A 24,818-nucleotide genomic window follows, 5' to 3' on the forward strand; every position below is an offset into this window, starting at 1 on the left:
TTTGGTTATGCCTTTTTTTGAGAGTTTACTCTGTCCAGCTCATGGGATATTTTTTGTCCACATACTTCATTCCCTGCTCTGTCACATAGAGCGGACGGAAGGTGTCCAGCATCACTGCCAGCTCTTTTGTCTCTTTGGCTCCGATGCTTTTTTCCACTGTGCCCGGGTGTGGGCCGTGTGGCAATCCACCCGGATGCAGAGTAAAGGAACCTCTGTCTATGCCCTTGCGGCTCATAAAATCCCCGTCCACGTAGTACAGCACCTCATCACTGTCAATGTTGGAGTGGTTATAAGGGGCAGGGATGGCCAGCGGATGATAATCAAATAGTCTGGGTACAAAAGAGCAGATGACATAGCCCTGACTTTGGAAAGTCTGATGGGCCGGCGGTGGCTGATGGATGCGTCCGGTAATAGGCTCAAAATCATGGATAGAAAGTGCATATGGGAAAAGGTACCCGTCCCATCCCACCAGGTCAAAAGGTGACTGGTCATACTCATAGTGGTGCAGCATGCCGTCCTTCTTGATCTTCATCAGAAAACTACCCCTTTCTTTTTCGGTAATCAGCTCACTGGGAGGCCTGATGTCGCGCTCGCAATAAGGGGAGTGCTCCATGAGCTGACCCAATTCATTTCGGTAGCGCTTCACTGTTTCCACAGGTGAGGCTGACTCTATGACAAGGAGTCTTAACGGACCTTCATCCCATTCAAATTTGCAGATCGTGGTACGCGGGATCACCACATAATCTCCCTGCTTTACCCGTAGCTTACCAAACTGCGAGAGGAGATATCCGTTGCCATCATGGATGAATACTACCTCGTCGGCCTCAGCATTTTTATAATAATAGTCCATGCTTCGGCTCCTGGGGTTGCACAGGGCCATCTTTACATCGCTATTCATGAGCACCACTTCGCGGGCACCCAGATAGTCCTCCCCCGTTTCGCCCACACCACTGGTTTTCAGGTGTGTCTGCTTCAGTCCATGTTCCTTCACGATTTTCGTGTCGTACGGCACAGACTGTTTCACGGCCTTGATCCTGGTGGGAGGTGTGATGTGATAAAGATTGGAATAGATCCCTGAAAATCCTCTGGAGGATACCAGCTCTTCAGCATAAAGACTTCCGTCCGGCTGTCTAAACTGGGTATGTCTCTTGGGGGGTATCTCTCCGAGTCGATGATAAAAGGTCATGTTGTTTTGGGGTTATTGGTTTTCTGCCAACTTGTTGGCTTCATCTATTAGGGTTAATGCTTGCTGGAAGACCTCATTCTGCTCGTTGAAGATGGGATAGAACCCATCGTTTTTCCAGATGTTTCTGGCAATGAAGGCCTTCACATAGACTTCCAGTAGCTGCTTTGATTTTTCAAATTCTTTGGGGTTAAACTTCACACCGTTTTGGGTGCCTGTGTTTTGGAGGTCTGCCCAGATTTTGTCTGTCATTCTGAAAGAAGACTTAAAATCTGCCAGTGACATTTTCTCCAGCTTTGCTCGGTTTTCATCTGCATAGATAAGGCTAAACTCTGCTATACTGTTGGTGTTGAACAGTTTGGTCATGTAGCTGCTGTTGGCAGAAGTATCCAGGGGTACAAAATAATCAGGCATGATGCCACCACCTCCATACACAGTGCGACCCTTGTCAGTCTGGTAAATCAGGGAGTCGGCAAATTTGATGCTGTCCTGAGAGTAGATTTCTCCATTCTGAAAACGCTCATAAAACTCCAGATGATAGTCTTCCAGCGAACCATCGTAAGGCTTCTGAATGGAGCGACCACTGGGTGTGTAATACCTGGAAATGGTCAGGCGAAGGGCGGAACCATCTTTCAGTTGAATGGGCATTTGTACCAGCCCTTTTCCAAAAGACCGTCTACCTACAATAAGTGCCCGGTCGTGGTCCTGCAGCGCACCGGATACAATCTCAGAGGCGGAGGCCGAGCCCTCATCGATCAGCACGATTACTGAGCCCGATTCAAAATCCCCCTTGGTTTTGGAGAAGTACTCCGCATCATGGCGTGGGTCTTTGCCCTTGGTGTAGACGATCATCTGAGTACCTGCCAGTAAATCGTCCGCAATTTTAATGGCCGGATCCATGTAGCCTCCTGGGTTGCCAGTCAGGTCCAAAATCAATTGTTGCATGCCGGCCTGAGTGAGTTTATTCATGGCCTCTTTGAATTCCATGAAGGTGGTGGCTGCAAAACGACTCACTTTGATGTAGCCAATTTTATCATCTACCATGTAAGAGACATCTACCGAATACTGGGGAATTACATCTCTCACGATAATGTATTCCAGTAGGTCGCTATTTCCTTTTCGCAGGATTTCCACCTTCACTTTGGAGCCTCGCTCCCCGCGGAGCAGGTCTATCACCCCCCGGTTGTTGATGCCGGTACCAGCTACAGTTTTGTTATCTACCTTAATGATTTTATCACCGGGCATGATGCCCAGGCGTTCAGAAGGGCCGCCACTCAATGGGCTGACCACATGTATGGTGTCTTTGAAAATGTTGAATTCAATCCCGATCCCCTCAAAGTTTCCTTCCAGTTGAGATTGAGAGATTTCCAACTCCTTGGCGGGGATATAGACCGAATGCGGATCCAGTTTGGCCAACATCTCAGTAATGGCCGTTTCGGCCAGCTCTTCAGTATCCACTTCATCCACATAGTCATTCTGAATGTGGGTGATCACCTGCCTAAACTTGTAGATGCTTTCGTACAAGCTGTCAGCGGCACCGCTGCCGCCGGCCATATTGGCTCCGATGAAGATCCCCAGGGCTATTCCCAGGGCAATGTATAATGGAAGTCTAATGGCGCTTTTACTATTTTTTGGAGTCTCCAATGGATTCAGAATTTATTGTGCGTTTAAAATTACAGCCTTATGAGGTCAAAATTAAACGTGTGGCGGATCAAAAACGTTTCTGACCAAAATCAACCCATCGTTTTCAATCATATTGGTATCTTTGAGGGTGGATGAGAGTATTTGATTTGACCATACGATCACTGGTAGATGAAAATTACATCTACGCCCGGGCGCTGAGTTACCTGGGGATAGATTTCTATCGCCACCCCGATCGTACACTCAGGGAAGTGTGTAGTCAGATGGGTTTGCAAAAAGGACAGGTACTCAAAGCTTTCTACTTGTTTGATCGGTCGCATCGGTTCTCCTTCCAGGAGCTGGGTAAATATCCACTGGAAATCGTTATTGAATACCTCAAGTATGCCCATCACCTTTTTATCAAAGAGAAGCTCCCTTATATAGCAAACCTCATTCATCAATACGAGACTTTGAATGACCTCAAGTTGATCTTTCCTGATTTCGTAGAGGAGTTTATCAGCCACATATATGAGGAGGAGGACACTCTTTTTTCTTATATCAACTTGCTTCTAAAAATTCAAAAAGGAGAGGTTTCTAATCCTCAATTGGCGCTTTGGAAGCACCGCAGACTTTCGCTGAAGCAAATCCATGAAGACCACAGTGAAGAAGATGAGCTGGCAGGTATTCGCAACCTGGTGGACGAGGCTGATATGAGGGATTTGCATTGGCAGGTCATTGCTCAGGAGATCAAGGCCTTTGACCGGGAGATGTGGTATCATGCCGAAATAGAAAATAAAATCCTTTTCCCCCGCGCCGTGGCCCTGGAAGCGATTGTTCGCGAAAAAGTTAATAATCTTACCCCGCTTAATTAATGCCTCGAATTTTGGCCTTAGACTATGGTGCCAAGCGTACCGGTATCGCCGTTACCGATCCATTGGGGATCATCGCCACACCATTGGAGACTGTTCGTTCTCATGATCTGATGGATTTCCTGAAAGCTTATTTTGAAAAGGAAGACGTATCCGAAGTGGTCATGGGGATGCCGATGAATACGGATGGACAGCCTACCAATGCTACCCCGCTGGTGGAAGCAGCAGTAAACAGATTTAGGAAACTATTTCCAGATAAGAAACTATTTTTGCATGATGAGCGGTTCACTTCCAAAATGGCACTGGATGCCATGATTGCAGGAGGAACAAAAAAGAAGGACCGCCAGAAAAAGGAAAACATTGATAGAATAAGCGCAACTATCATTTTACAATCTTATTTAGCATCACGTTTATGATATATCCGATCGTACTCTTCGGAGATCCGGTACTGAAGAAAAAAGCAGCAGACATCCCAAAAGGAGCCAGTGTGAAAGAGCTGATCGCCGACATGTTTGAGACCATGTATTCAGCATCTGGCGTTGGTCTGGCTGCTCCACAGATAGGTAAGTCCATTCGCCTTTTTGTGGTGGATGACTACCCCATGATGGATGAAGGTGAAGAAGGTGTACGAAAAGCTTTTATCAACCCGCAGATCATTGATGAGCACGGTGAAGAGTGGGCCTTTGAAGAGGGCTGCCTGAGCATACCCGGCATCCGCGAGGATGTGTTCCGCAAGTCGGTGGTGAAGATCAGGTACTTTGATGAAGACTGGAATGAACATGAGGAGGAGTATGACGACATCCATGCGCGGGTTATCCAGCATGAGTATGATCACATCGAAGGAGTGCTGTTTACGGATCATATTTCCTCATTCAAAAAGAGATTACTGAAAGGCAAGCTGGCCAACATCAGCAAAGGCAAGGTGGATGCCGACTATCGTGTGAAGGTGCCCGCCAAACGATGATCGATGAGCTGAAAATAGCGCTGATCCAGTCTGATATTCACTGGGAGAATACCGAAGCAAACCTGGGGATGTTTGAGGAAAAGATCTGGCAGCTGGAGTCTGAACCAGACCTCATCGTACTCCCGGAAATGTTTACCACCGGGTTTTCCATGCAGGCAGTAGCGCTGGCTGAAGTGGCACACACCAAGACCTTTCGTTGGATGAAGCAACAAGCCGCCCAAACTAAAGCGGTGATCATGGGCAGCTATATCCTCCGGGACGGGGAGTCGTTTTACAATCGGCTGTATGTCGTTTACCCGGATGGATCGAGTCAATACTATGACAAGAAACATCTGTTTGGACTGGCAGGTGAAGATGCCGGATACACGGCAGGCACCGAACGTTTGATCGTGGAGGTCAAAGGATGGAAACTCATGCCACTCATTTGCTACGACCTGCGATTTCCGGTATGGGCCCGGTCAAGAGCCACAGAAAGTTCTCTCTACGAATATGATGCACTCGTCTATGTGGCCAACTGGCCCGAACCGCGCATTCATGCCTGGGATACGCTGCTGGCAGCCCGCGCCATAGAAAACATCGCTTACTGTGTAGGGGTCAATCGACTGGGTACCGATGGCGTAGGGGCCAGGTATGTGGGGCATTCGGCCATTTACAATTTTAAAGGAGAGGTAATGGCTTTTTCCGAAAAAGAAGAAAACCTCACCACTACTTTGTCCGCCTCGGAGCTGCAGGCTTTTAGGGATCGATTTCCTTTTCAGCAGGATGCCGATCGATTTTCATTCGAATAGCATCTTGATTAATTCATCTTCGGAGGCGAACACCTTTCCTCCGAGCCGGATCATCATGGGTTTCAATGCAGGATACTCCATGTTGCAGAAGAGCTGTGAATCCTTCTTCCTGATGAGCTGATTCAGTAACGAAAAAGCACCTCCTGATGGCACCTGCTCTTCCTGGATTTGACAGATCACGGTTATTTTGTCATGGTCAGTGATCAGTTTTTTAGCATAATGAAGCGTGAGACTGTCCGAGAAGTTATCCAGTGAATACAGCACATCGCCTTCATTTTTCTCCATTTTCACCCGCTGCTCCAGCAGGTTGTCAAAATCAAAACCAGCAGGGTCGGTAAGGAAGTGAATAAAGATGATCGTACGGTTTTGGTCGTTCATGCAGGAGATCCGAATATATTTGTAATGATGGAAAATTTTATTGAATATCTCTACTCGAAGTTTCTACAAAGCGATGGGGTTTCTATCGATACCCGCACCATTGAAAAGGATAACCTGTTTTTTGCGCTGAGCGGCCCCAACTTCAACGCCAATAAGTTTGCCGCAAAGGCCCTGGAGCTCGGGGCAGCCTATGCCGTGGTGGATGATCCGGCCTATGCCACCGATTCCAGGATCATTCTGGCGGAGGACAGCCAAAAAGCGCTGCAGGACCTGGCCATTTTCCACAGGAGTAGGTACAAACGCAGGCTGCTGGCTATCACCGGCTCCAATGGTAAAACCACCACCAAGGAGCTGATCAACCGGGTGCTTCAGGAGAAATACATCACCCATGCAACCGTAGGCAATTACAATAACCACCTGGGTGTACCGCTCACACTGTTGCACATTCATCCACAGGTGGAAGTGGCCGTGATAGAGATGGGTGCTAACCATGTGGGGGAGATCGCCGATTTATGCCGGATGGCCAATCCAACGCACGGCCTCATCACCAATATCGGCGAGGCCCATACCGAACTGTTTGGTGGGATAGAAGGGGTGCTGCGTGGCAAAAGCGAATTGTTTGATCACCTGAGAACATCTGGCGGCACAGCCTTTATCAACCTGGATGATTTCCGTTTGGAAAACATGGCCAAGCGGTTCTCTGATCCGGTACTTTTTCCGGCGAGTGACCTTGTGTTGATCGAAGCAAACCCTTATATCAAAATCAGGCTTGGAGGAATAGAGACACAGACCAACCTGATCGGCCGGTACAACTATGGCAACATCGCTGCGGCCGTGGCGGTGGGCAGGGCATTTGATGTGCCGGACGAGAAAATTTTGAAAGCGATTTCCAATTATACGCCTTCCAATCAGCGCTCGCAGGTCATCAAAAAAGGCGCCGTTACCATCATCAATGACAGCTACAATGCCAACCCCACTTCTATGAAAGCGGCCTTAGACAACCTGGCCGCCATGCCCGGCAAAAAGGCCGTGGTTCTTGGCGACATGAAAGAAGTGCAGGACGCGGTAGACCGGCACCTGGATGTGGGCAGATGGCTGAAGGAGGTTGGGTTTGATCAGGTGATCCTCATCGGGCGATACATGATGGCTGCCAACATGCTGGTGGAGGGCTCATTCCGATTCGAAACGGTAGCCATGGCGAAGGCCTTTCTGGAAACCAGGTCCTTTGCAGATCACACCGTCCTGATCAAAGCCTCCCGAAGCATGGGATTGGATCAGGTGGTGGAGTCGCTGCAGTAGTGGTTTTTTTGGCAAAACGGTTTTTTATTTTTGCCGATACAAATATTTTTCATTTCTATAATCCGAAAATTCAAATGTGCATGAAATGGAATTCCAAATGTACACAAAGCACATCAATCCAATTAGCGTTTAACACCAGTTCAACTTTTCAATCAATTATCCTATCTTAGCGGCTCGACGCGCTAACATTCATTTCTTAACAAGTTTCAGAACAACATCAAGGCAAAATGCCCGGATGGAGAGCTCTGCTCTCGCTTGTTAAGTTGTTAGCGCGACGAAACGCATCCGGGCTATTTCTGCCCCCTTAATAGTTCATCACTAACATCTCAACCTTACGAGCTTTTTTCTCTTTTTTAGGAGATGCTGATAAAGGCTTATCAAACGACTTCACTTCCCACTTATTCTTTGATATATGATCACTCAATTGATCCCCTGGGAAGTTACTCAACATGAACTTGCCTTCCAGCCTCGAGCATAGTGTCAAAAGCTCCTCATAATGCTGTTCGTTGTATCCGCCATAGTGGCCTAAATTGGTGCCTACATAAGGAGGATCGATGTAGTGAAAAGTATCCGGTGAATCCCTATTGGTGATCACTTTGAGTGCATCTGTACACTCTATCTGTGTGCGCTCCAATCTGGACACCAACGACTGATCAAAACTGAGTTTCTTATTGTTAATCGTTCTACTTACTTTGCCAGGAGGCTTTTTGTCATAGCCCCAACTCCCAATCTTCCCTGCAAAGCCTTGATTGGTGAGTATCCAGAAGGCCCAGGCTCTAACTTTAGGCTCAAACAGATCAGGCAGCTCATAGATCACTTTCGCTTCATTATATGCCTGCCTGGAGTGTAACGATCCATCAATCATTCGTTTGAGGCCGTCAAAATTGCTTTTAATCTCCCTGTAGAAGTTGATCACCGATTTATTAACATCGTTGATGATCTCCAGCTCAGAAGGCTCCTTTGCAAAGAATACAGCCCCTCCTCCTAAAAATGATTCGGTATAGGTTTTATGAATTGGTATCAAAGGCAGAATATGTGGTACCATTTGCTTCTTGCCTCCATAATAAGTAATAGGTGCGTTGATTCGCGCTTTCATGTAGTCCTGATTTTAACGAGTGTTTAACATTGGTTTTAGCGCGACGAAACTGAGGGGGAATAAGAAAGCCCCTTTCGGGGCTTCCATTAGTTCTTCTTGAACACCGACACTGGAAGCGCCGGAAGCACCTTTGGTAGGGTGTTCACACTGAATTTTACATTACTCATCATCTTACGATTAGAGCGGATCTCACGCCCGTTGGATACCGGTCTAAGCCTGTACTTTACCGGCACCAGTTCGATACCGTTCGAAGTGTAGACATAGCCCGTCATATCATAAAACACGATCATGATACTCCACAAATTCTGCTGGCTCTGCTTGTTCAGCTTCTCAGCCAGGAGCATGTTGTCATCCGGGTTGAAGCAATCAAACGGGATATCATAGACCTCTCCGTCACTTACTTCTTCCTGGTGACCATCACCGGGGGACGTGGTTTCAGAAGGATCAGGTAATTCCCCTTGGATTGGCCCTATCACGTGTATGTCCTTCGCGAGGATAAGAGCCTCCCAGCCCGCTTCATCCAGCGCATCCCAGCCGCTTATATCGGTGCCGGTTTTCACCGCAACGATTGTTACAATCCTCCCGTGCTGCTTTTCTCCAGCTGCAATTGGATCAAACGTAGTCAGATCCCCAGTGGGGTCATGTTCTGTGACCGCCATTCTTTTAAGCTGCGGTATAGCTCCATTAATTACATTCATAGTATCTATTTTTTGGTTTATAAATAATTCTCATCATTGCCCGTTATCGTGCCGGTTTTTGAGATTAGTGAATTTCAGAGGCACCCGCACCTTGGGGCTCGATATAAGCTGAAATTCTGAGTACTCATGTCCGATTTTATCAACTCCTATACACTTCACCCCATTGATTTCAAGGTCATCAAAAGCAAGGGCTATATTGATTTTTACCACCTGGTAAAAAGGAATCCTGAATAACTCGAGGATTACTGCCTTTTGTGCCTCGTCACTGAGCTTATCTATGGCCCCACTATCATCATCCATTACCTCAGTGGTGTAAGATGTCCCCGGCTTAATAAACCTGCCGGGAACAATAAGATTATGAATGATCCCCGTGCCATAGCTGATATCGGCTGTGTCATCATAGTTTGTGTATAGTATCTGGACTTTGCCTGCAAGGCTTACAATCACCTCCACCGGCTCAGTTTCGGCGGTATACGTTCCCTGCGTTTCATCTGATCCACTAAATACCACGTAGTAACGCCCACTCGGTATTTCTGACCAATCAATGATCATCTGATACTCATTGTACTTATATACCCCGGAGTTATCCACCACGAGTTTGGCCGTTATTTCCGCTCCCACAATAGCATCGCTGTACATCTCATAAACCTGGGCCGTATTCTGCTCATAAGAACTTTTAAACTGAATGACTGATGGCCTGGTTTTGAGTGCATACTGAAGCACTTCCGGGGTGTCAAAAAATGGCGCACCCATATCCTTAAAGAACCTATCCCTCACAAGTAAAGGATTGAGGAGGGGACTATCCGTCATTACCACGCGTAGCTCGTTAGCCTCTGGGAAGTCGAGAATGGACGGAACAAACGATATAGTAATCCTGGTCACCGTCTCCCCATCATGTACCAGTGTGGCGCTTTTCTGGCCCTCGGATGAGTGTCTCGCTATAATCTTTAGCGAAGTAGGATCTTGTACGGAAAAGCCAAACGAAGAATCAGAAGTATTGCCAGAGGATAACAGGCTGTCATCGCTCGCATCATATATTTCTATAGTGCAGCTATCATCAATCAAATCGCCTGTGGATGAGAGTACGGTTATGATTAGGTTAATGTCGTACTCCACACTAAAGCCCCGGAAAAGGCTCGTAGTGTTTTCCGTTTCAATTGAAATTCCGTAAAAGTCACCGTATATCATCAGCTCACCGAATAGTTATTTCTGACAGTCACACTTATTTTCAAATACCTCATTTCAATGTCCACAAGGTTATTCCAGTCAAAGCCCGTTTGGCCGGTACTTTTGCCTCCTGTGTCCAGTTGCATTTTCTCTCCAAGCCGAAACGACTTGAAAGCGCTGTACACCTTATCTATACCGGCGTATGATACGTCAGCACACAAATGGTTTGGGTTTACAAGAGTATTGTTGGAGTCCGGGACATTGTTGATCATATCAATGAGCCCGTTGGCAATTATTATAGGGCTGCGTACTACCTGTCCCAGATCTATCTCCTTGGAGATCCTGGTACCAAAGGTTCCCCCATCAGTAATTTTCAGCGTTTTAGTAGCGCTGAAATTCGTGTTTAAGTTTGATGAAGGCGATAGTCCCCACTCGAGAGAGTCCGAGTTTTGCAGGTTCCCCGATTTCACGTTCCCGATGTTGACCCCTAGTACCCCATTTCCTATTAGCGGACTGTTCAGCTTCACGGTAAACTCACCCTTTGATGGGTCACCTATGAATAGAGGGTCATCGCTAATACAACCAGGGAAACCACCTACAGCAGCTCGAGCTAGTTCTAGGCTTGCGTAGGTTACTCCGTCCACTCTTACCTGACCTCTGATACAACAGTTAAAAGTCAATGCCGCTGCGTCCGCATCTGGTAGGATTACAAGACTATTCTCGTCGAAGTAACAGGACTTTATAGAGAGCCCAGAAGCGAGAGATCCTGCGTAAGTTGACTTACTTAGATTGAACTGCGAATTGATGTGAACAGCACTTTCATAACTGCACCCGCCTGGTGCGCTTGCGCTGTTCATACCAAGCGTCAGAGTAGAATTAATGAACCTGTTAAACTTGTGTTTTTGGTCGATGCGCCAGTATAGATAAGTGGTGCCTCCGATAAACATGGAGTTTGTGACATCTCCATCCACAGAGTTATTGGTAGAGCTGCCAATGTTCGATCCAAAATTAACCCAGGTGCATCCGTCTATATCTCCACGCACCCCTACAAACCCTGTAGCAGCGCCGGTTACCCCATCAAAAATAACATGCCCGTCAGCCTTCAGTTTCTGGCTTCCCGTGCCATAGGTTAACCCACCTATACTATATACCCCGGTGCCAACCACCGTGACATCACCACTCCCGCCGTAGTTGTTGATAGTTAGTTTTGGAAGTGCCTTTGAGGTTCCCGCGTTTGCATTGTCCCCGCTTTTACTTACATAGTAGGCACCACTTTCTTTGAATTCAGCCATGATTAAACCTCCTTACTTTTTAGTATACCAATCAAATCCGAGAGCCTGTTAACCTCTGAGGCAATCTGGCTCTCCCAAAACAGGGTAGCTCCATTGATGAAGAGCTGAACAAACCTCTTGTGGCTTATCTCATAGCGCTCACCATTGATTTCTACCAGCGCCGAGTTCGTTAGTATTTCAAATTTGATTGATTGAATATCCCGCACAGAAATCTTTGCCAGCTCATTGAGCTGGGAGATGTCGGCATCCAGCCTTCTCCTTATTCGCGCAATCTCCTCGGCGCGCTCATACCAACTGCCGTCCACCACACTTACCACCTGATCCATAGTAGCCTCTGTATATTCGTCGTGAGCTGGGGCCGTTGCCCTGATCGTGATGTCCCCGACGGATAGCGGGGTGAGCTCTATCCCTGATAGTGTCGCATCCCCACTTAATACACTGTAAACGATTCTCCGACCGGTGTCCGCCTTTGCACTAAGTACCAGCGGCTCATTCACTCCGAGTTTATACTCCGGTATTTCCGGCCATGTGATTATTTGTTCCATAGTATTGTTTTTAGTACGCTTCCAATAGTTTAAAGCTTGCCAGCTTACTCTCAAAATTCTCAATGTCCACCTCCACAAAAGCCTCAAACGTTCTCCCCTTCCAGGTAACCTCCACAACCTGATTAGGATCTGACTTAAGAGAGATCATTTGCGCATTGGTCAGCGGGTGTTTGAATTTTATCCTATTAGCTATGAACAGGGGGTCATCGCCCTCATCATAGCCCACATTCTCATTCTCTATGTATCCACCTACCGGGTCTCCCGGTTTGGTGCTCTCCACCATCACGTTACCCTCACCGCTCTGAAAGCGAAACATCACAACCTCTCCCTGATCATGGGCCTGTATACCACCGGCCTTTATCCAGTTCATGTGTCGGGACAGTGCGCGCCGGGGTGTAAAACTCATATTGAAGTATGTGTCCGAGTTGGTCAGATTACTGATGGAGGTGAAGTCGGAGCCTTTCTCCGGGGCATATCCACCCCCGCTTCTCTTCAGCGCCAGTAGCACCATCGCCGTGTCATAGCGGTTATCCTTCACGTCCTGAGGTTTATATGGATCTCTCCTCACCAGCTCTATCACCGGGCTGCTCGTCACCGCTGGCTGTGTGAATTCATAGGGATTTTTAACCACCGCGCCCAGTCCAGTGGTATAGCTCCTCGGCGTGTGCGGGGCTCCGAGCGTCCCGTTGTCTTCTTTCTCATATTTCTCGGGGCCAAACTTTAGCGCATTGAATATATAATCCAGGGCCGTAGTCTCCTCCAGATCTTTGGGATCTGTGATAGAAAAGGCCACCTTTGAATTATCCCAGAAGTACTCTATATCCTCCACCACTATATAGCTCACCCCGGCCTCTACGATCACCCCCACACCTATATTCCGCTCAGCGTTTATCGCTTTTATCAGATCGTAGAAAGTCGCTTTAAGCGGATAGCTACTCTCGGGAAACTGCCGGACATACATACCACTGGTATACATCACCAGGCTAAAGGCACCATCCTCAGCGTATGTGCGCACCTCACTATCTGTGCGGCCCAGGAGTGGGGATATCAGAGGATCATTGCGCCCCGTAAGCTTCTGGAGGCACCGGAGCACCGCCTCATAAATCAGCATGCCCTTGCAAGGGGTGTCCTCAAATGTAGTGTCTTGTGTGATCGTATAGCCCCAGTCATCATGCTCCACCTGAGGGCGCGGGCGGTCACTGCCACTATCACGAAACCAGGTCATGTAGATCCCTATTTCATCCCCCTTGGAGCCCATGAAGGAGTACCCCGTGATTGTGTCAATATCCACAGTCTCAGTATCAGCACTTACCTGTGAAAAGTTGTGGTTATAAAGCTGATGCGGCGCTTCATCATTCAGTATGAAATGCAGCTTGAAGTATGGCACCGAGTCCAGATCCCACCCGGTATATAGACCCACCGTCAGCGTACCATGAAAGGTGATAGTTACCTGGCCATCCTCCTCCAGTCGGTAATTTGCCACCGGAGTATTTTCATTGAATCCCGTAGGTAAATTATAGTTAGTGATCTTCAGGTCATCAGAGATAACCTTCGGTGGCGTATACTGATAGTACATCAGCTCCGGCAGTGTCTGTGGGTTACCATCGGCTATGTCCGTGAACATTGGCATACCCTCAGCCTTCCATATCCGTGTGATCAGCTGGGCCTCCAGCGTTACCTCCTCCAGCTCAGTACCAAATGCCGTGATCGCATTCCCGTGTATGTCCACGGTGGTAGTCAGCTCCAGATCCTGCTCATCATTGTTCAGTACATTCATCACAAAGTCCTCGGGATCTATCCCCACAAGAGTCTCCACGTTTTTTTTCGAATACCTGTCAAATGCCAGTTTGCCTGTGATGTAGCTATCCCAGGAGTTGGTAGAGAAATTGTATAAATCTATCTGAACAGATACCTGAGCCAAAACTCCGTAAAGTGCGCGCTGCTCATCGATGTACGTTTTCGCGGCCTTCACAAACCTGATTTCATCATAAGTAAATAGAGGCCATCTAGTCCGGTACCGCTCATTCAGTCGGATAGCCGGAAAGAAGTCCCTCCAGTTCCTGATGTTGCCATAGAATACCTGATCATTCAGCGTTGTTTTGAATAGATACTGGCTCATAGCTTAAATCCAAATTTCTTTGATAGGTACTTTTTCTTATTCAGACCATCGATCATTTCAGCGCTGTACGTATGGCCATCCAGGGTGATATTCACCCCAGACTTAGACTTCACAGCGCCCACAATCTCGCGGGTCATTTGCTTCATTTCACCCCTCAGCGCTGAGTGATCCGGCGCGGGGGCGCTGTTCATTACCACCCCCTCGGGCAGTTGCTTCAGTACCATCCGGTGCAGATCCTTCTCGTTAAATTGCGGATCATTCATAGCCTCCAGGTAGCGCCTGAAGCGCCTGGTGCTCAGGGCTGTCATGATTGATTCATTATTAGAGATCTTCACCAGGTTATCATCACTGGTGTCCGTGCCTTTGCCATTGAATCCCACCACGCCTTTGAAGAAGGCCGGGATAGGCTCAGAGAGTACCACTCCTGCCTGTGTAGCTCCTAGCCCAATGGCCAAAGCTGAGAGAATACCCGGTGGTTTGGTTTGAGCAAATAACTTTACCGCATTGATTGCCGTGTTCACGGCTATTTCAAAAAGTGCCGCTTGCTGTTCCCGCCGGGCCTGACGGGCCTGGAGAACAGCCACTTTCCTGTCATACTCTTCGTTGATCTCAGCTTGCGCAGTTTTATTGTCACCAGCCATCTTCAGCTCGTAATCACGCTGACGCTCCACCGCCTGGATCTGTTTTTCACTGGCGTTGTTTTGAGCCTGAGTGATATTATTAAAGTATTGAACAGCATAGAGTCCTAAATCAAACCAGAATTCCTCTTTCATGTATTCCTTCACCCGCTCACTCTCAGCCTTCATAGCATCAAGGCCTTTCTTATACTCTTCAACTACCTTATCATTCGCGTCAATGATGTCCTTATCAGCTTTCTCTATCTCATTCACTCCCTGGACCAGGAAGTTCTCCAACTCATCCAGCCATCCCGTGCCGCTTTTTTTCATAGCGTCAAAAGCCTCACGTGCCGCATTCTCGAGCGTCACAGCCAGGCGCAAAGCCGCCAGTTCGGCACCAGAGGTAGAGATAATAAAGTCATCCCACACAAGCTTCCCTTCTTCCGCCACTTTGTTGAGACTTTCCAGTTGCTTTTCAAGGTAGGTAATAGCCATGGCCAGTGCCTCACTGGTATTTTTGGCGGTTTCGAAATGTGCCCGTAACTCCTCAAACTCTGCAATACTCATTTGAGTGATTCCATCCTCCACCTCTCTTAATCTATCCTTCAGGGCTTTGGCACTCTCAGCACTGGCCGTATGTGACTTTTTCAGGTCATCTATCTTCTGGATATAGTCATCGGCACTATCCAGAGAATTCTCAAAGGTTTGGCGGATCTCATCAAATATCTGAGCCACTTCACGGATTGACTTCTGGCCGTCCGTCTCTAAGAAATCCGATACGGCATCCACTGAGTCTATCAACCAGGTAACAAAGGCTTTCATAGGCCCGGACTCAGCGTCACCGATTGTTTTAAACAGTCGGTCAAGTGCATCATCGAGGTTTGAGATCTTGCCGCCCAGCGTCTCACTGATCCCGGACATAGATCCGGCGATACCTTCCATCTCCCCGAATGCCTTAATCATTTCCAAGGCTCCTTTCTCAGTACGGTCGGCCTCTACAGTGATGCCTTTGAATGTTGCTGAGATCTTATTGCCCTCGGTTTTCACTTTGATACCAAGCTCCGTCCATCGCTCAGTATTATTCACATCAAGGATCGCCTCGACGAGCTGATCCATATCTTTTCCAGCTGCCGCCGTGAAGTCACCCAGAGCCGTGAGCGTTTTATTCGTAGGCTGTAGCCCACGGTTTACCAGCTTCACAAATGAGTCCGTAAGCTGCCCCACCTGGAAGGGGGTCTTAGAAGCAAAGTTTACGATCTGAGCCATGGCCACCTGTGCAGCTGACCGGCTACCCAGGGCGGTGGTAAGTACTGCCTCCATTTTTTCAAACTCAGCAGTTACGTCTATGATCTTGCCTTGTATTTCTACCAGCTTATCGGCTAGATAGGCGAGGCTCAAACCTTTGATGGCATTGCCGCCTATTCTACCAAGTCGATCCATCTTGGAGTTTAAGTCATTAAGCTCTTTTGAAGCACTCCTAGATCCGGTTTTCACCTCATCCATCATGTCATCAATGGCATCTTCCGCGTGTCCGGCCTCACGAGCCGCCTCACGTAGATACTTGATGAGCTTATCCAGATCCCCCTTAGGGAGTTTTACTTCAAAATTTGCCTTTGCTGTCATCGGTTTTTTGGTCTGTTCCGCTCTATCTCGAGCATCCTTTTACCTCTCCACAGATAATACTCCTCGGTGGTCATTTTACCAGCACGCTCCACCTCGCTGGGGACACCCTTACAAAAGATGTCAAGTTCCCGATCTAGTCGGTTGAGTTCTTCCGCGACAAACCCTCTGAAAGCAGTTGCCTGTAGGCCATCAGCTTCACCTTCGACTTGCTCAAATTGCTCAGGATGGCTTTTGTAGAGGTGTCGTTGGATACGCCCATATGCTTCAAGAGGGTACTGAAAAAAAAATCGCGCTGATGGTCGGGTAGTTGTTTAAATGCCCGCACCTTTTCCAGCAGGATATCATTATCAAACTGTGCGTGATCTTCATCTTTAAAGAAGTACATCACCCCGCCCATCCGGTACAGTGCTTCATCATCCGTGCATGTGGTGATCATATCCTTCAGCCCGTAGGCCAGGAGTCCCACACGGCTGGCATCATGGTCATTATTAGCGGCAAGGATCTGGTTGAGAAACTCCACCACCTTATCCACGCTTATACTGGCACCAAACCATTTGTGAGCCCCGCTAATGGCCACCTTCCGCTTGATCGGTATGTCCAGGTCATTCTTGTACCGGTACAGCTGGCGGCCCTCTATCATTATGCCGCGCACAGGTACTATGAGTTTCTTATTGGCATTATCCACAGTAAGCGGCTCGTAGGTGAGCCGCTCCAGCCAGTTGATGAGTTTTGTTATCAGTCTTTTTAACATGCGTTTAACGGATTATTCGTTGTTGTAAAATCAGGCCACATCCACACTTCAGTCCTTCTATTTTTCCCCTGGTGCAGTCATCAGTAAAATCTATGGGGGATGCACGCTCCTCCTTGCACTTGGATTTGGTACAGACAGCGGAGAGCCCCATGATATTCTTATGCGCTTGCCACACTTAATACCACAGTTACCATAAACTGCTTTGTGGCATCAGGTAAATACATGTCTGTATCAGCAGTCCCAAGAGCTATACTTACCACCCGGGCATTATAGTCTATGGTATTAGCCGGGTTCATATTGAGCCCAGAGGCGGCAGTGATGTAAGCATCTATAGCAGCCACCAGCTCTGTCTTCACCAGGTCATCAAAGGCCGTTGCTTTATTGGCGTTTACAGAGGCCGAGCAGGCTATTCCAAAAGTCACCGTTTCAGTAATCTTAGCTGTCCCAATAGCGGCAGCCGTACTCCCTACGGTATGGCCCGAAGGCACTGAGCCCGGGTCAAGGTTTCTGTCCAGATAGACGTTTTTAGTATTTATTGCCATGATTTATGGTTTTTGGTTAGTTAGGATTTTGGTTTTATCACTGGAGCCTTTTGAGCTACCGAAGTAATACTGGAAGATGGTCAGTGCTACACCCTCAATGATGCCCATCAGCTGGTGAACCATCGGGTTAGCGGCAGTCCCTTCCACGAAAATGATAGAGATTACCATTAGCAGGAAAGTACCAAGAGCCACAGATCCGGCCACATACATCATAGCATCTGACTTTCCGGATTTGGCTATTTCTATTTCCCTGTTACGGGCATTGGCCACATCCGCCAACCTCATGGACAGCTCCTCCAGATCCAGGGCTTTCAACTCTCTGGCCATACCCAATGCCTCCGGGCTTAGTTGGTCAGGATTCTCCTTATCTATCACATCGCTCAACCTGTTCAGGGCTTTGATACCCGTGATGTCCCCCACAATATCCAGGGCTTTGGGGGCGTTGCGTTTCGCCCAATCGAGTAGTTTAAATTTATTGTCGCTCATGGCTTAACTTATAAGTGAAATAAAGAGGAGGCACAGGATCAGAAAGGCCAAAGCCTTCTTGATGGCTCTCCAGTTAAAATGCTTCAGGGAAGTCATACCAACTCAAAGTGTGGTTTATCCCATCCCTTAAATTCACGGCTCCCAAAGGTGCCGCCCCACCGTACTTTTATACCCATTTCATGAGCAGTGGCCAATACCACCCCGGCGATTATCGCCAGGTGCACATCATCCCACGAGGCCTTTCCGTCCACCCAGGCATATACATCCACGGCATTACCATCCTGGTGCTTACCCCGGATCTTATACCCATCACACTTCGACTTCTTTGCCATATACAAATCATATTGCTCCTCATCAGTCCTTACCCCACCATACTTTGGTATACCAAAGTCAATTGGGCTATTAGCCAGAGCCCGCTCCATAAGGCTTACCAGCACTGGGTTCACCCCAGCCAGACGGGCTTTACTAGATGTTCCAAATTCAAAATTTTCCATAGTCAAGGTTCTTTAGTTTCGTACTTCTTCAGCCGGTTTGTCAGCTTCACCACTTGTTTTCTTAGGCTTTCCACCTCACTCTCCAGCTCATTGATTTCCTTCACCAGTTTGTTCTTATGCACCTCCAGCTCCTTATTGATCCCCTTCAGATTTTCTATCTGTGTGTTCAGATCCTTGATCAGGTTGGCATAGGTCCTGGAGAGAAGATCCGCCGCCTGAGCTTCGTTTGATTTGGTCTCTGATTTTCTTAGTTGCTTGTTAGCCAAAATGGTGATCACAGCCGTGACCACATTACTACCAAGTACCAGGGCAACAATTTGAAATGTATCCATTCGGGAAGAGGGGGTTTTTAAAAAAAGCCGGGCCTAAGACCCGGCCTTTCCTGACTGATAAACTATATGAAGAAAACTACTTTGCTTTTTTCTCAGCGGCTGTTACCGCTTTCTCACGCTTCACCAGATCCGCCTCCTTATCCTTCAGCTCCGCCGCTTTGGCCGCCAGATCCTCACCCTCTTTCTCCAGAGTCGCTTTGACATCCGCCAGATCCTGACGATCCTTAGCCACCTCAGCCTCAGCAGCCGATACCAAAGACTCTCTGGTACCTAGCGTTGCCTCCTTATCCGCCAGCTCCTGGCGCTCCTTAGCCAGATCCGCTTTGTCATCACCCAGCCGGGCCTCCTCAGCCTCCAGATCTTTCTCCTTGTCATTGAGGGATTGCTCGCGCTCATTCAGTGACTGCTCGCGCTCGTTTAGGGCCGTGTCCTTCTCACTCAGCTGAGCCTCCTTAGTCTCCAGATCCGCAGTCTCCTGGATCTCATGGGCAAAGGCCGGGTTAATCAATTCCACTAACTTCTCTGTTCCGGTTACGCCATTGATTTTCACCTGGTGGTCATGTGCGTCATTCTTGTTTTTATCCAGAAACACAGCGCCATCACTGGCTATGTACGCCCTCTTGGCATTCTTATGCTCTGCAAAAACTGCCTCCTTGATTTTGTCTTCTTTTGTCATCGTTGCGATTTTAAAGTTGAACATTGGCCTCACACCATTATAAGGGTGTGAGGCCTATTCAGATTTATGCAGCAGTTCTATCTGAGATCATTGCAGCGATACCTTCACCCCTGATAGGTAAAGCAATAAATCGCTTCTGGAATCCAATCTCATCAGCACGCTGTTCTGTGTTGATGGATTTAGGCTTGTAGAACATTTCCTGCTCACCCTCAGCCTTCATTACCTCTGTCTCCAGGAATGCAATCGTACTGATCGTGTCAGCGGCAGCAGCGTCAACAGCTCCAAAGGCCTTCTTTGCACCCGTTGACTCAGTGTAAATGGGAGTTTTGGAGTAAGGAAGGATATTGAATCCGTAGAGATTCAACACTCGACCTGAAGCTATGTCAGCGAATGCCTTAAACAAATTCTGGTTTTCCTCGATCAAGTCCATCTGATGAAGTGGGTGTATCACCATACATCTGCCTTCAGTAGGCCAGTCATTCAAGTCGAACTTCGTTTTCATTCTGGCTATATCCTTCAATGAAAACTTCTTGAATGTTCCTGTAATACCAACATCTGCTAGAAGGGCAGCCGTAGCATCTCCACCTGTAAGCAATACGGGAGTTACAGATGAATCAGCCGCCGGACCATAGCCATGAATGGCCTTGTCGTGAGTCTTTTGCATGAGGGCATTCTTATGCCCTCGAGTCACGCTGGCCAGCTTATCATAAGACGCTTCCATTTCCTCAACATTCCTCACCCGGGTGTTCTCCGTGTCATAGGTGTCTAGCGCAATTGTTTTGGCGGTATCCGTTCTCTGATTTGTAGCGATTGGATATGTCGTGTTATTGATCAATACATCCGGGTCACCTCCAGCATCCGCAAAGTTGAGCGTGTTGTATTCTACAAAAGCCGACCAATCAACAACATTTTGCAAAAATGAACCTACGCGGTAAAAGTTCTCCGAGATAAAGTCCAGCCATATCTCCTTATTCACTCCAGCAAAAAGGCTGGCCTGTCTCAGAGTGTCAGAGAAGAAAAAGTGGCAAGCAGCCCCAGCCGCCAGCACTATACCCATTGCGGTTTCAGGATCCATCTTTGCCACACCCGTGGGTATGGCCGATGCCTGAGAAATTGCCATACCGAGGATTGCCACCATCAGCAGGGTTCGAAAGAAAGAAATTAAAGGTTTGAGTTTCATTAGTCCTTTGTTTGAGTTGAAAATTTTTGTTCTTTGCTATGCCCCCTGGCACCATTGCCAGGGGGCCGTTGCTATTTGTTCCAGAGTTGAGTTATCTGAGTGTTAGGCCGTAGCCCAGGATGGTTTTGAACCGTATGCATCCTCATACTTCTGAGCCGCTACCTCCGGCTGTTCCGCTCTCAGCTGAGCCAGGAACTTCCCGTGGTCTTTAAATAGCTCCTTGTATCCAAGCTCTATCAGGGCTTTTCCATTCGCGTCCTTTCTACCAGACAGATTGGTTTTCCCCTGAGCGATGATCGCCATAGGATCTTGAATCACCGGCATCCCGCCCAGTTGCTTCTTGGTAGCCTCAAAAGCCTCATCATCCTTAGAAGCCATAGTAATGAAATAGCCCTTTTCCTCAGCGGTGATCCTTACACCCACCTGAGCTTCCACCATCACCTCAGCCTTTTCCTTCAGGGTAGAGGTTTTTAGAGCCGCTATCTCAGCGTTCTTCGTGTTGAGCTCCGCCGTTTTGGTCTCCAGCTCAGCAGCTATGGCCACTGTCTTGGTGAGCGCCTGATCCATAGCCGCGTGGATCTCCGTCTCTGAAGCATCCACGCCTAGTTTGATCCCCGGCACCTTATTCAGCCCGGGGATATACATTGATAATTTCATGTCGTATTGATTTGAGTTGAATAATGCTTCGTCGAAAAAAGCAACCAGCTTGATCGGGTCACTCTCTGTAGTATCCTTCACGATCCCTTCTACAATATCTGTAGCCAGTCCTGCGGTCTTAGCCTCATCAGCCCTAAACCAAGTGTCCTTTCCTGATTGCATCCAGTTTTTTAATACCCACTTCTTTTCTTTACCGGAAGCTTCGGCATACACACTGGCCATATCATCATTGATGGTTTCCATGAGTGCGGCCATTTGCTTCAGCTCCTCCACCTGTCCGTAAGAACTGCCGCTTGCCTGATGGATCATTACCCGACCAAACTGCGCAATCTCACGTCTGGTACCACACGCGAAAATGACAGATGCAAAACTTGCAGCTATCCCATCACATCGGGTGTTAACCGTTACTTTCTCCCGGGCATCCTTAATGGCTTGTAAGATTCCCAGACCATCCAGCGGATCACCTCCACGGGAATGGATACGAAGTAGGATGTTTTGATACTTCCCGGCAGCTTCCACAATCTTCTGTACCACTTCACTGGCAAGTATCTCGACACCAAAGGTTCCATACAGGTAAATCTCTGCTGAGTTGTCGCTTAGAGCTTTGAGTTCGAATCGCTTCATGGCACCAAAGAAAAGCGGCCTTTATGCAGTATCAAAGGGGCATTTTTTCAATTGATAATGAAATTAGCCAACACAACTAAAAACATTAGTAATTGAAATTTAGCACGTTCCAGACGCGCCTTTTTATAGTGATAATTGCAACATGAGTAAGCTTACAAATGACAAGAAGCGTTTTCTGGCCGAGCGCTACTATATCAATGAAGGCAAGTCCGGCAAGTGGATTGCTGAATATCTGGAGGTCACAGAGGCCACTGTGTCCCGATGGAAAAAAGGTAGACCAGGAGAGAAAGAGTGGGACACCAGAAAAGCCGAACACCTATCCGCTCCTCACAAGATCAAAGAACTGGTTTTGAAAGCAATGCTCGAGGTGGCTGAAGGTGAGAAGCCTAGCATCGATACCAACGCACTTTCTCAAATGGCCGCAAGCCTCCAGAAGATAGACAAGCAAATCGGTGTACAGATAATTATATCTGTCATCATGGAGCTTGACAAGTTCGTGGCTACAGAGGCCCCTGAGTACGCGCTCCTGTATGCTAAGATCCATCAGAAGTTTATCCACATGAAAGCAAGCCAATCCTAATGCAAGCCACACCCAAGATCCTCAAATTACTCGATGCCTATGATCGCCATGTTCTGGATCTGGAGAAGGTCGGGGCAGTCAATAGCCAGGAGTCTTACGGCGAGCGGCAAAAGCGAAAGGATGAACTACTCAGCGACTTCCTGAAATTCGATGACTACTACTTTGGATTTCCAGGAAAGAAGCCTTACTCAAAGGCACACAAGAAGATCATTCGTAAGTTTTGTAATGATTCCAAGTGCTTTATCGTAGCCATGTGCTACCGGGGATTTTCTAAATCCTCACTGGTGGCAAAGCTTCTGATATTCGCCCACTTCAATGGGTGGGTAAAAAACGTGGGATATTTCTCCAGATCAGAGGACAAAGCCGTCAAACTCCTGGCATCAGTGAAAACGATCTTTGAAAAGAACCCCCGAATCAGGGCAGACTACGGGGCCCAGGAATCCAGCAAATGGAAAGAGAACAGGTTTACCACAAAAATGGGTTGCACCTTCACGGCATTTGGTGCCGGTCAGTCGCCCCGCGGTGAAAAGACCGACGAAGACATCCGTTTGGACTGTGAGGTGTTTGATGACTATGACGATGCGGAAGTTTGCCTCAATCCTGACCGCCTGGATAAAAACTGGAAGTTTGTACAGGGTGATTGCTTTGGTGCATTCTCCACCCTGGGCGGTATGCCCAGGCGCAAAGTGTTTCTCAACAATAAGATCGATGAGGACTGTATAGTAGAACGGGCCGCACAGATGGCAAAGCAAAGCCGGCACGGCTTAGTACTGACCATTAATATCCTCAATGATGACGGAGAGCCATCATGGCCCGAAGCGCTTACCCTTGCTGAAGCCAAAGAAATAATCCTTGAGATGGGTGAAGAGGCGGACACCGAACTATTCAACCGGCCAGCCAGAAAAGGGAAACTATGGACTCGGGATCTTTTCAGGTTTAAAAAGCTACCGGCACTTAGCAAATACAAGTACCTACTGACATACCTCGATGGAGGATTTAAGAAGACAGCCACCTCCGACACCAAGTCACTTTGGTTAATCGGCAAAATGGGCAGCGAGTACCATGTGCACAAAGTCTATGTGGACAATGTGACCGTTCAGGAAATGGTCGGCTGGCATTATGAAGTCTATGAGTTTGTCAGTGGTAGGGATGCGGCTTGCCAATGGTGGATGGAGGAGGTGTTTCTCCTGGATCTGTTATACAAAGACTTTGCCGAGGAGGCTGAGGTTAGAGGTCATGCTATACCCATTCAGGGGGACAAACGAAAGAAGCCGGATAAGGATCTGAGGATCTCCAGTACCCTCGGATACTGGAAGCGCGGACAGGTGTGGTTTGATGACCGACTAAAAGATGACCCGCACATGACCCGCCTCGTCGACCAGTACTTAAAATTCAGAGTGGGCAGCAAATCAAAGAAGGATGGCCCCGATGCGGGTGAGGGTGGTATATGGAAACTCAATGAAATGAGCTTTGCATCAGTCCCGGCAACATACGGCAGCCCACGATCAAACATTATTCAACGATTCTAAACTATGGCACAAACACTAATCCTGGTGGAGGAAGATTACGCCACCTACGCACGCACCACTACCCTCACAGATCTGAAAGGGCTGGACAGCTCCAGACTCACGCGAGCCGAGCGCGCCGCTGAAGAGGAGATATATTCCTATCTCTCAGACCGATTTGATATGGATCAGGTATTCCCCACCATCTATGCATGGGATGCAACCACCCCATTCACCACTGATCAGCGCGCCGCTCATCTGGGGATATTCTACCAGGCCAAAACGGATAACAACAACAAACCACCTGCCGCCAATACGGATGATTGGGAAGTGGATGATCCACGCAACCCGATGATCGTGCGCTACATGGTAGTCATCAGCCTGTACCAGGTGTATCATTCACTTCATGGCAAGAATGTCCCCACCCACATCCGCGAGGAGTATGACCTGGCTAAGGACTGGCTCCTGAGAGTGGCCAAAGGACAGCTCAATCCTAAGCTGCCAAAGCTCGATGCAGATGGTGACGGACTGGATGATGTGAGCGTGATCGGCGGGGGATCACTCAGCCGACAGAACTATATGTATGGTGGCGGACTGGCAGATGATACCGACCACCACACAGACACTGACGGGCATGGTAGCTCCTAAGCGCCGTTTAACGCCGTTTAACAGGCGCGAGAATCGATTATCTAACCACCTCACGGGTACTTGGGTGAAAAAACAAGCCCCAAGG

General features: G+C 48.1%; 26 protein-coding genes. 8 read left to right on the plus strand and 18 right to left on the minus strand.

All coding sequences use genetic code 11. The annotated features are described in order from the left end of the window. Window positions 1–25 precede the first annotated feature (25 nt). Both RIH33_RS12920 and RIH33_RS12925 read right to left on the minus strand, forming a co-directional pair. The gene (locus tag RIH33_RS12920; protein ID WP_406651211.1) at window positions 26–1,186 is read right to left on the minus strand and encodes a homogentisate 1,2-dioxygenase; all 1,161 of its coding nucleotides are present in this window, start codon (window positions 1,184–1,186) and stop codon (window positions 26–28) included. 12 nt (window positions 1,187–1,198) lie between these two features. Continuing rightward, the gene (locus RIH33_RS12925; RefSeq protein WP_406651213.1) at window positions 1,199–2,827 is read right to left on the minus strand and encodes a S41 family peptidase; all 1,629 of its coding nucleotides are present in this window, start codon (window positions 2,825–2,827) and stop codon (window positions 1,199–1,201) included. 131 nt (window positions 2,828–2,958) lie between these two features. Here RIH33_RS12925 and RIH33_RS12930 point away from each other — a divergent pair, with 131 nt between their 5' ends. From RIH33_RS12930 to RIH33_RS12945, 4 genes are read left to right on the plus strand one after another with little or no spacing between them, the layout of a single operon-like run. Next, window positions 2,959–3,675 (plus strand): iron-sulfur cluster repair di-iron protein, encoded by a 717-nt coding sequence (locus RIH33_RS12930; RefSeq protein ID WP_406651214.1) that lies wholly within the window; start codon window positions 2,959–2,961, stop codon window positions 3,673–3,675. Beyond that, complete coding sequence (ruvX, locus tag RIH33_RS12935) at window positions 3,675–4,088, plus strand: Holliday junction resolvase RuvX (protein ID WP_406651216.1); 414 nt, start codon at window positions 3,675–3,677, stop codon at window positions 4,086–4,088. The genes RIH33_RS12930 and ruvX overlap by 1 nt, the downstream gene beginning before the upstream one ends. Next, window positions 4,085–4,636 (plus strand): peptide deformylase, encoded by a 552-nt coding sequence (def, locus tag RIH33_RS12940; RefSeq protein ID WP_406651218.1) that lies wholly within the window; start codon window positions 4,085–4,087, stop codon window positions 4,634–4,636. Before ruvX ends, def begins: the two co-directional genes overlap by 4 nt. After that, on the plus strand, window positions 4,633–5,424 hold the full coding sequence (locus RIH33_RS12945) for an amidohydrolase (protein WP_406651219.1): 792 nt from the start codon (window positions 4,633–4,635) through the stop codon (window positions 5,422–5,424). Before def ends, RIH33_RS12945 begins: the two co-directional genes overlap by 4 nt. Here the strand turns inward: RIH33_RS12945 and RIH33_RS12950 are convergent. Next, on the minus strand, window positions 5,413–5,802 hold the full coding sequence (locus tag RIH33_RS12950; protein WP_406651220.1) for a hypothetical protein: 390 nt from the start codon (window positions 5,800–5,802) through the stop codon (window positions 5,413–5,415). The two genes, RIH33_RS12945 and RIH33_RS12950, sit on opposite strands and share 12 nt — an antisense overlap. A gap of 24 nt (window positions 5,803–5,826) precedes the next feature. On the opposite strand from RIH33_RS12950, the gene murF reads away from it, so the two are divergent. Then, window positions 5,827–7,101 carry a UDP-N-acetylmuramoyl-tripeptide--D-alanyl-D-alanine ligase gene (gene murF / locus RIH33_RS12955; protein ID WP_406651221.1) on the plus strand — a complete coding sequence of 425 codons (1,275 nt, stop codon included), beginning with the start codon at window positions 5,827–5,829 and terminating at the stop codon, window positions 7,099–7,101. Between the two features lie 304 nt (window positions 7,102–7,405). On the opposite strand, the gene RIH33_RS12960 is transcribed toward murF, so the two are convergent. The 15 genes from RIH33_RS12960 to RIH33_RS13030 all read right to left on the minus strand — a co-directional run bounded on the left by RIH33_RS12960 (window position 7,406) and on the right by RIH33_RS13030 (window position 22,000). Further along, a complete protein-coding gene (locus RIH33_RS12960) occupies window positions 7,406–8,197 on the minus strand; it encodes a DNA adenine methylase (RefSeq protein ID WP_406651223.1) in 792 nt (263 codons plus the stop codon). An 86-nt stretch (window positions 8,198–8,283) separates the two neighbouring features. Beyond that, entirely contained in the window at window positions 8,284–8,895 is a 612-nt protein-coding gene (locus tag RIH33_RS12965; RefSeq protein WP_406651224.1) for a hypothetical protein, read from the minus strand. A gap of 33 nt (window positions 8,896–8,928) precedes the next feature. Next, complete coding sequence (locus RIH33_RS12970; protein ID WP_406651225.1) at window positions 8,929–10,083, minus strand: hypothetical protein; 1,155 nt, start codon at window positions 10,081–10,083, stop codon at window positions 8,929–8,931. Next, window positions 10,083–11,354, minus strand: a complete 1,272-nt coding sequence (locus RIH33_RS12975) for a hypothetical protein (protein ID WP_406651226.1) — start codon at window positions 11,352–11,354, stop codon at window positions 10,083–10,085. The genes RIH33_RS12970 and RIH33_RS12975 overlap by 1 nt, the downstream gene beginning before the upstream one ends. A 2-nt stretch (window positions 11,355–11,356) precedes the next feature. Then, window positions 11,357–11,899, minus strand: a complete 543-nt coding sequence (locus tag RIH33_RS12980; RefSeq protein WP_406651228.1) for a hypothetical protein — start codon at window positions 11,897–11,899, stop codon at window positions 11,357–11,359. A gap of 10 nt (window positions 11,900–11,909) precedes the next feature. Continuing rightward, window positions 11,910–14,018, minus strand: coding sequence for a hypothetical protein (locus RIH33_RS12985; protein ID WP_406651230.1), 2,109 nt, complete (start codon window positions 14,016–14,018; stop codon window positions 11,910–11,912). Further along, a complete protein-coding gene (locus RIH33_RS12990) occupies window positions 14,015–16,258 on the minus strand; it encodes a hypothetical protein (RefSeq protein WP_406651231.1) in 2,244 nt (747 codons plus the stop codon). The genes RIH33_RS12985 and RIH33_RS12990 overlap by 4 nt, the downstream gene beginning before the upstream one ends. A 133-nt stretch (window positions 16,259–16,391) precedes the next feature. Then, entirely contained in the window at window positions 16,392–17,009 is a 618-nt protein-coding gene (locus RIH33_RS12995) for a hypothetical protein (protein ID WP_406651232.1), read from the minus strand. A 158-nt stretch (window positions 17,010–17,167) separates the two neighbouring features. Then, window positions 17,168–17,551: a hypothetical protein gene (locus RIH33_RS13000; RefSeq protein ID WP_406651233.1), complete on the minus strand. Its 384-nt coding sequence runs from the start codon at window positions 17,549–17,551 to the stop codon at window positions 17,168–17,170. 3 nt (window positions 17,552–17,554) lie between these two features. After that, window positions 17,555–18,037, minus strand: a complete 483-nt coding sequence (locus RIH33_RS13005; protein ID WP_406651234.1) for a hypothetical protein — start codon at window positions 18,035–18,037, stop codon at window positions 17,555–17,557. 92 nt (window positions 18,038–18,129) lie between these two features. Continuing rightward, window positions 18,130–18,531: a hypothetical protein gene (locus RIH33_RS13010; protein ID WP_406651236.1), complete on the minus strand. Its 402-nt coding sequence runs from the start codon at window positions 18,529–18,531 to the stop codon at window positions 18,130–18,132. A 2-nt stretch (window positions 18,532–18,533) separates the two neighbouring features. Then, window positions 18,534–18,863 carry a hypothetical protein gene (locus tag RIH33_RS13015; RefSeq protein WP_406651237.1) on the minus strand — a complete coding sequence of 110 codons (330 nt, stop codon included), beginning with the start codon at window positions 18,861–18,863 and terminating at the stop codon, window positions 18,534–18,536. Window positions 18,864–18,939: 76 nt separating this feature from the next. Then, window positions 18,940–19,539, minus strand: a complete 600-nt coding sequence (locus RIH33_RS13020; RefSeq protein ID WP_406651238.1) for a hypothetical protein — start codon at window positions 19,537–19,539, stop codon at window positions 18,940–18,942. A gap of 64 nt (window positions 19,540–19,603) precedes the next feature. After that, window positions 19,604–20,719, minus strand: coding sequence for a hypothetical protein (locus tag RIH33_RS13025; RefSeq protein WP_406651239.1), 1,116 nt, complete (start codon window positions 20,717–20,719; stop codon window positions 19,604–19,606). Window positions 20,720–20,821: 102 nt separating this feature from the next. Further along, the gene (locus RIH33_RS13030; protein ID WP_406651240.1) at window positions 20,822–22,000 is read right to left on the minus strand and encodes a Clp protease ClpP; all 1,179 of its coding nucleotides are present in this window, start codon (window positions 21,998–22,000) and stop codon (window positions 20,822–20,824) included. A 142-nt stretch (window positions 22,001–22,142) separates the two neighbouring features. Between RIH33_RS13030 and RIH33_RS13035 the strand changes: the two genes are divergently transcribed. The 3 genes from RIH33_RS13035 to RIH33_RS13045 are packed head-to-tail and all read left to right on the plus strand — an operon-like array spanning window position 22,143 to window position 24,733. Next, window positions 22,143–22,580, plus strand: coding sequence for a hypothetical protein (locus RIH33_RS13035; protein WP_406651241.1), 438 nt, complete (start codon window positions 22,143–22,145; stop codon window positions 22,578–22,580). Then, entirely contained in the window at window positions 22,580–24,109 is a 1,530-nt protein-coding gene (locus tag RIH33_RS13040; RefSeq protein ID WP_406651242.1) for a hypothetical protein, read from the plus strand. Before RIH33_RS13035 ends, RIH33_RS13040 begins: the two co-directional genes overlap by 1 nt. Before the next feature lie 3 nt (window positions 24,110–24,112). Continuing rightward, complete coding sequence (locus RIH33_RS13045) at window positions 24,113–24,733, plus strand: hypothetical protein (protein WP_406651243.1); 621 nt, start codon at window positions 24,113–24,115, stop codon at window positions 24,731–24,733. Window positions 24,734–24,818: the final 85 nt, after the last annotated feature.

Source organism: Marinoscillum sp. (genome assembly GCF_040222955.1).
In the GTDB taxonomy this organism is placed as follows: domain Bacteria; phylum Bacteroidota; class Bacteroidia; order Cytophagales; family Cyclobacteriaceae; genus Marinoscillum.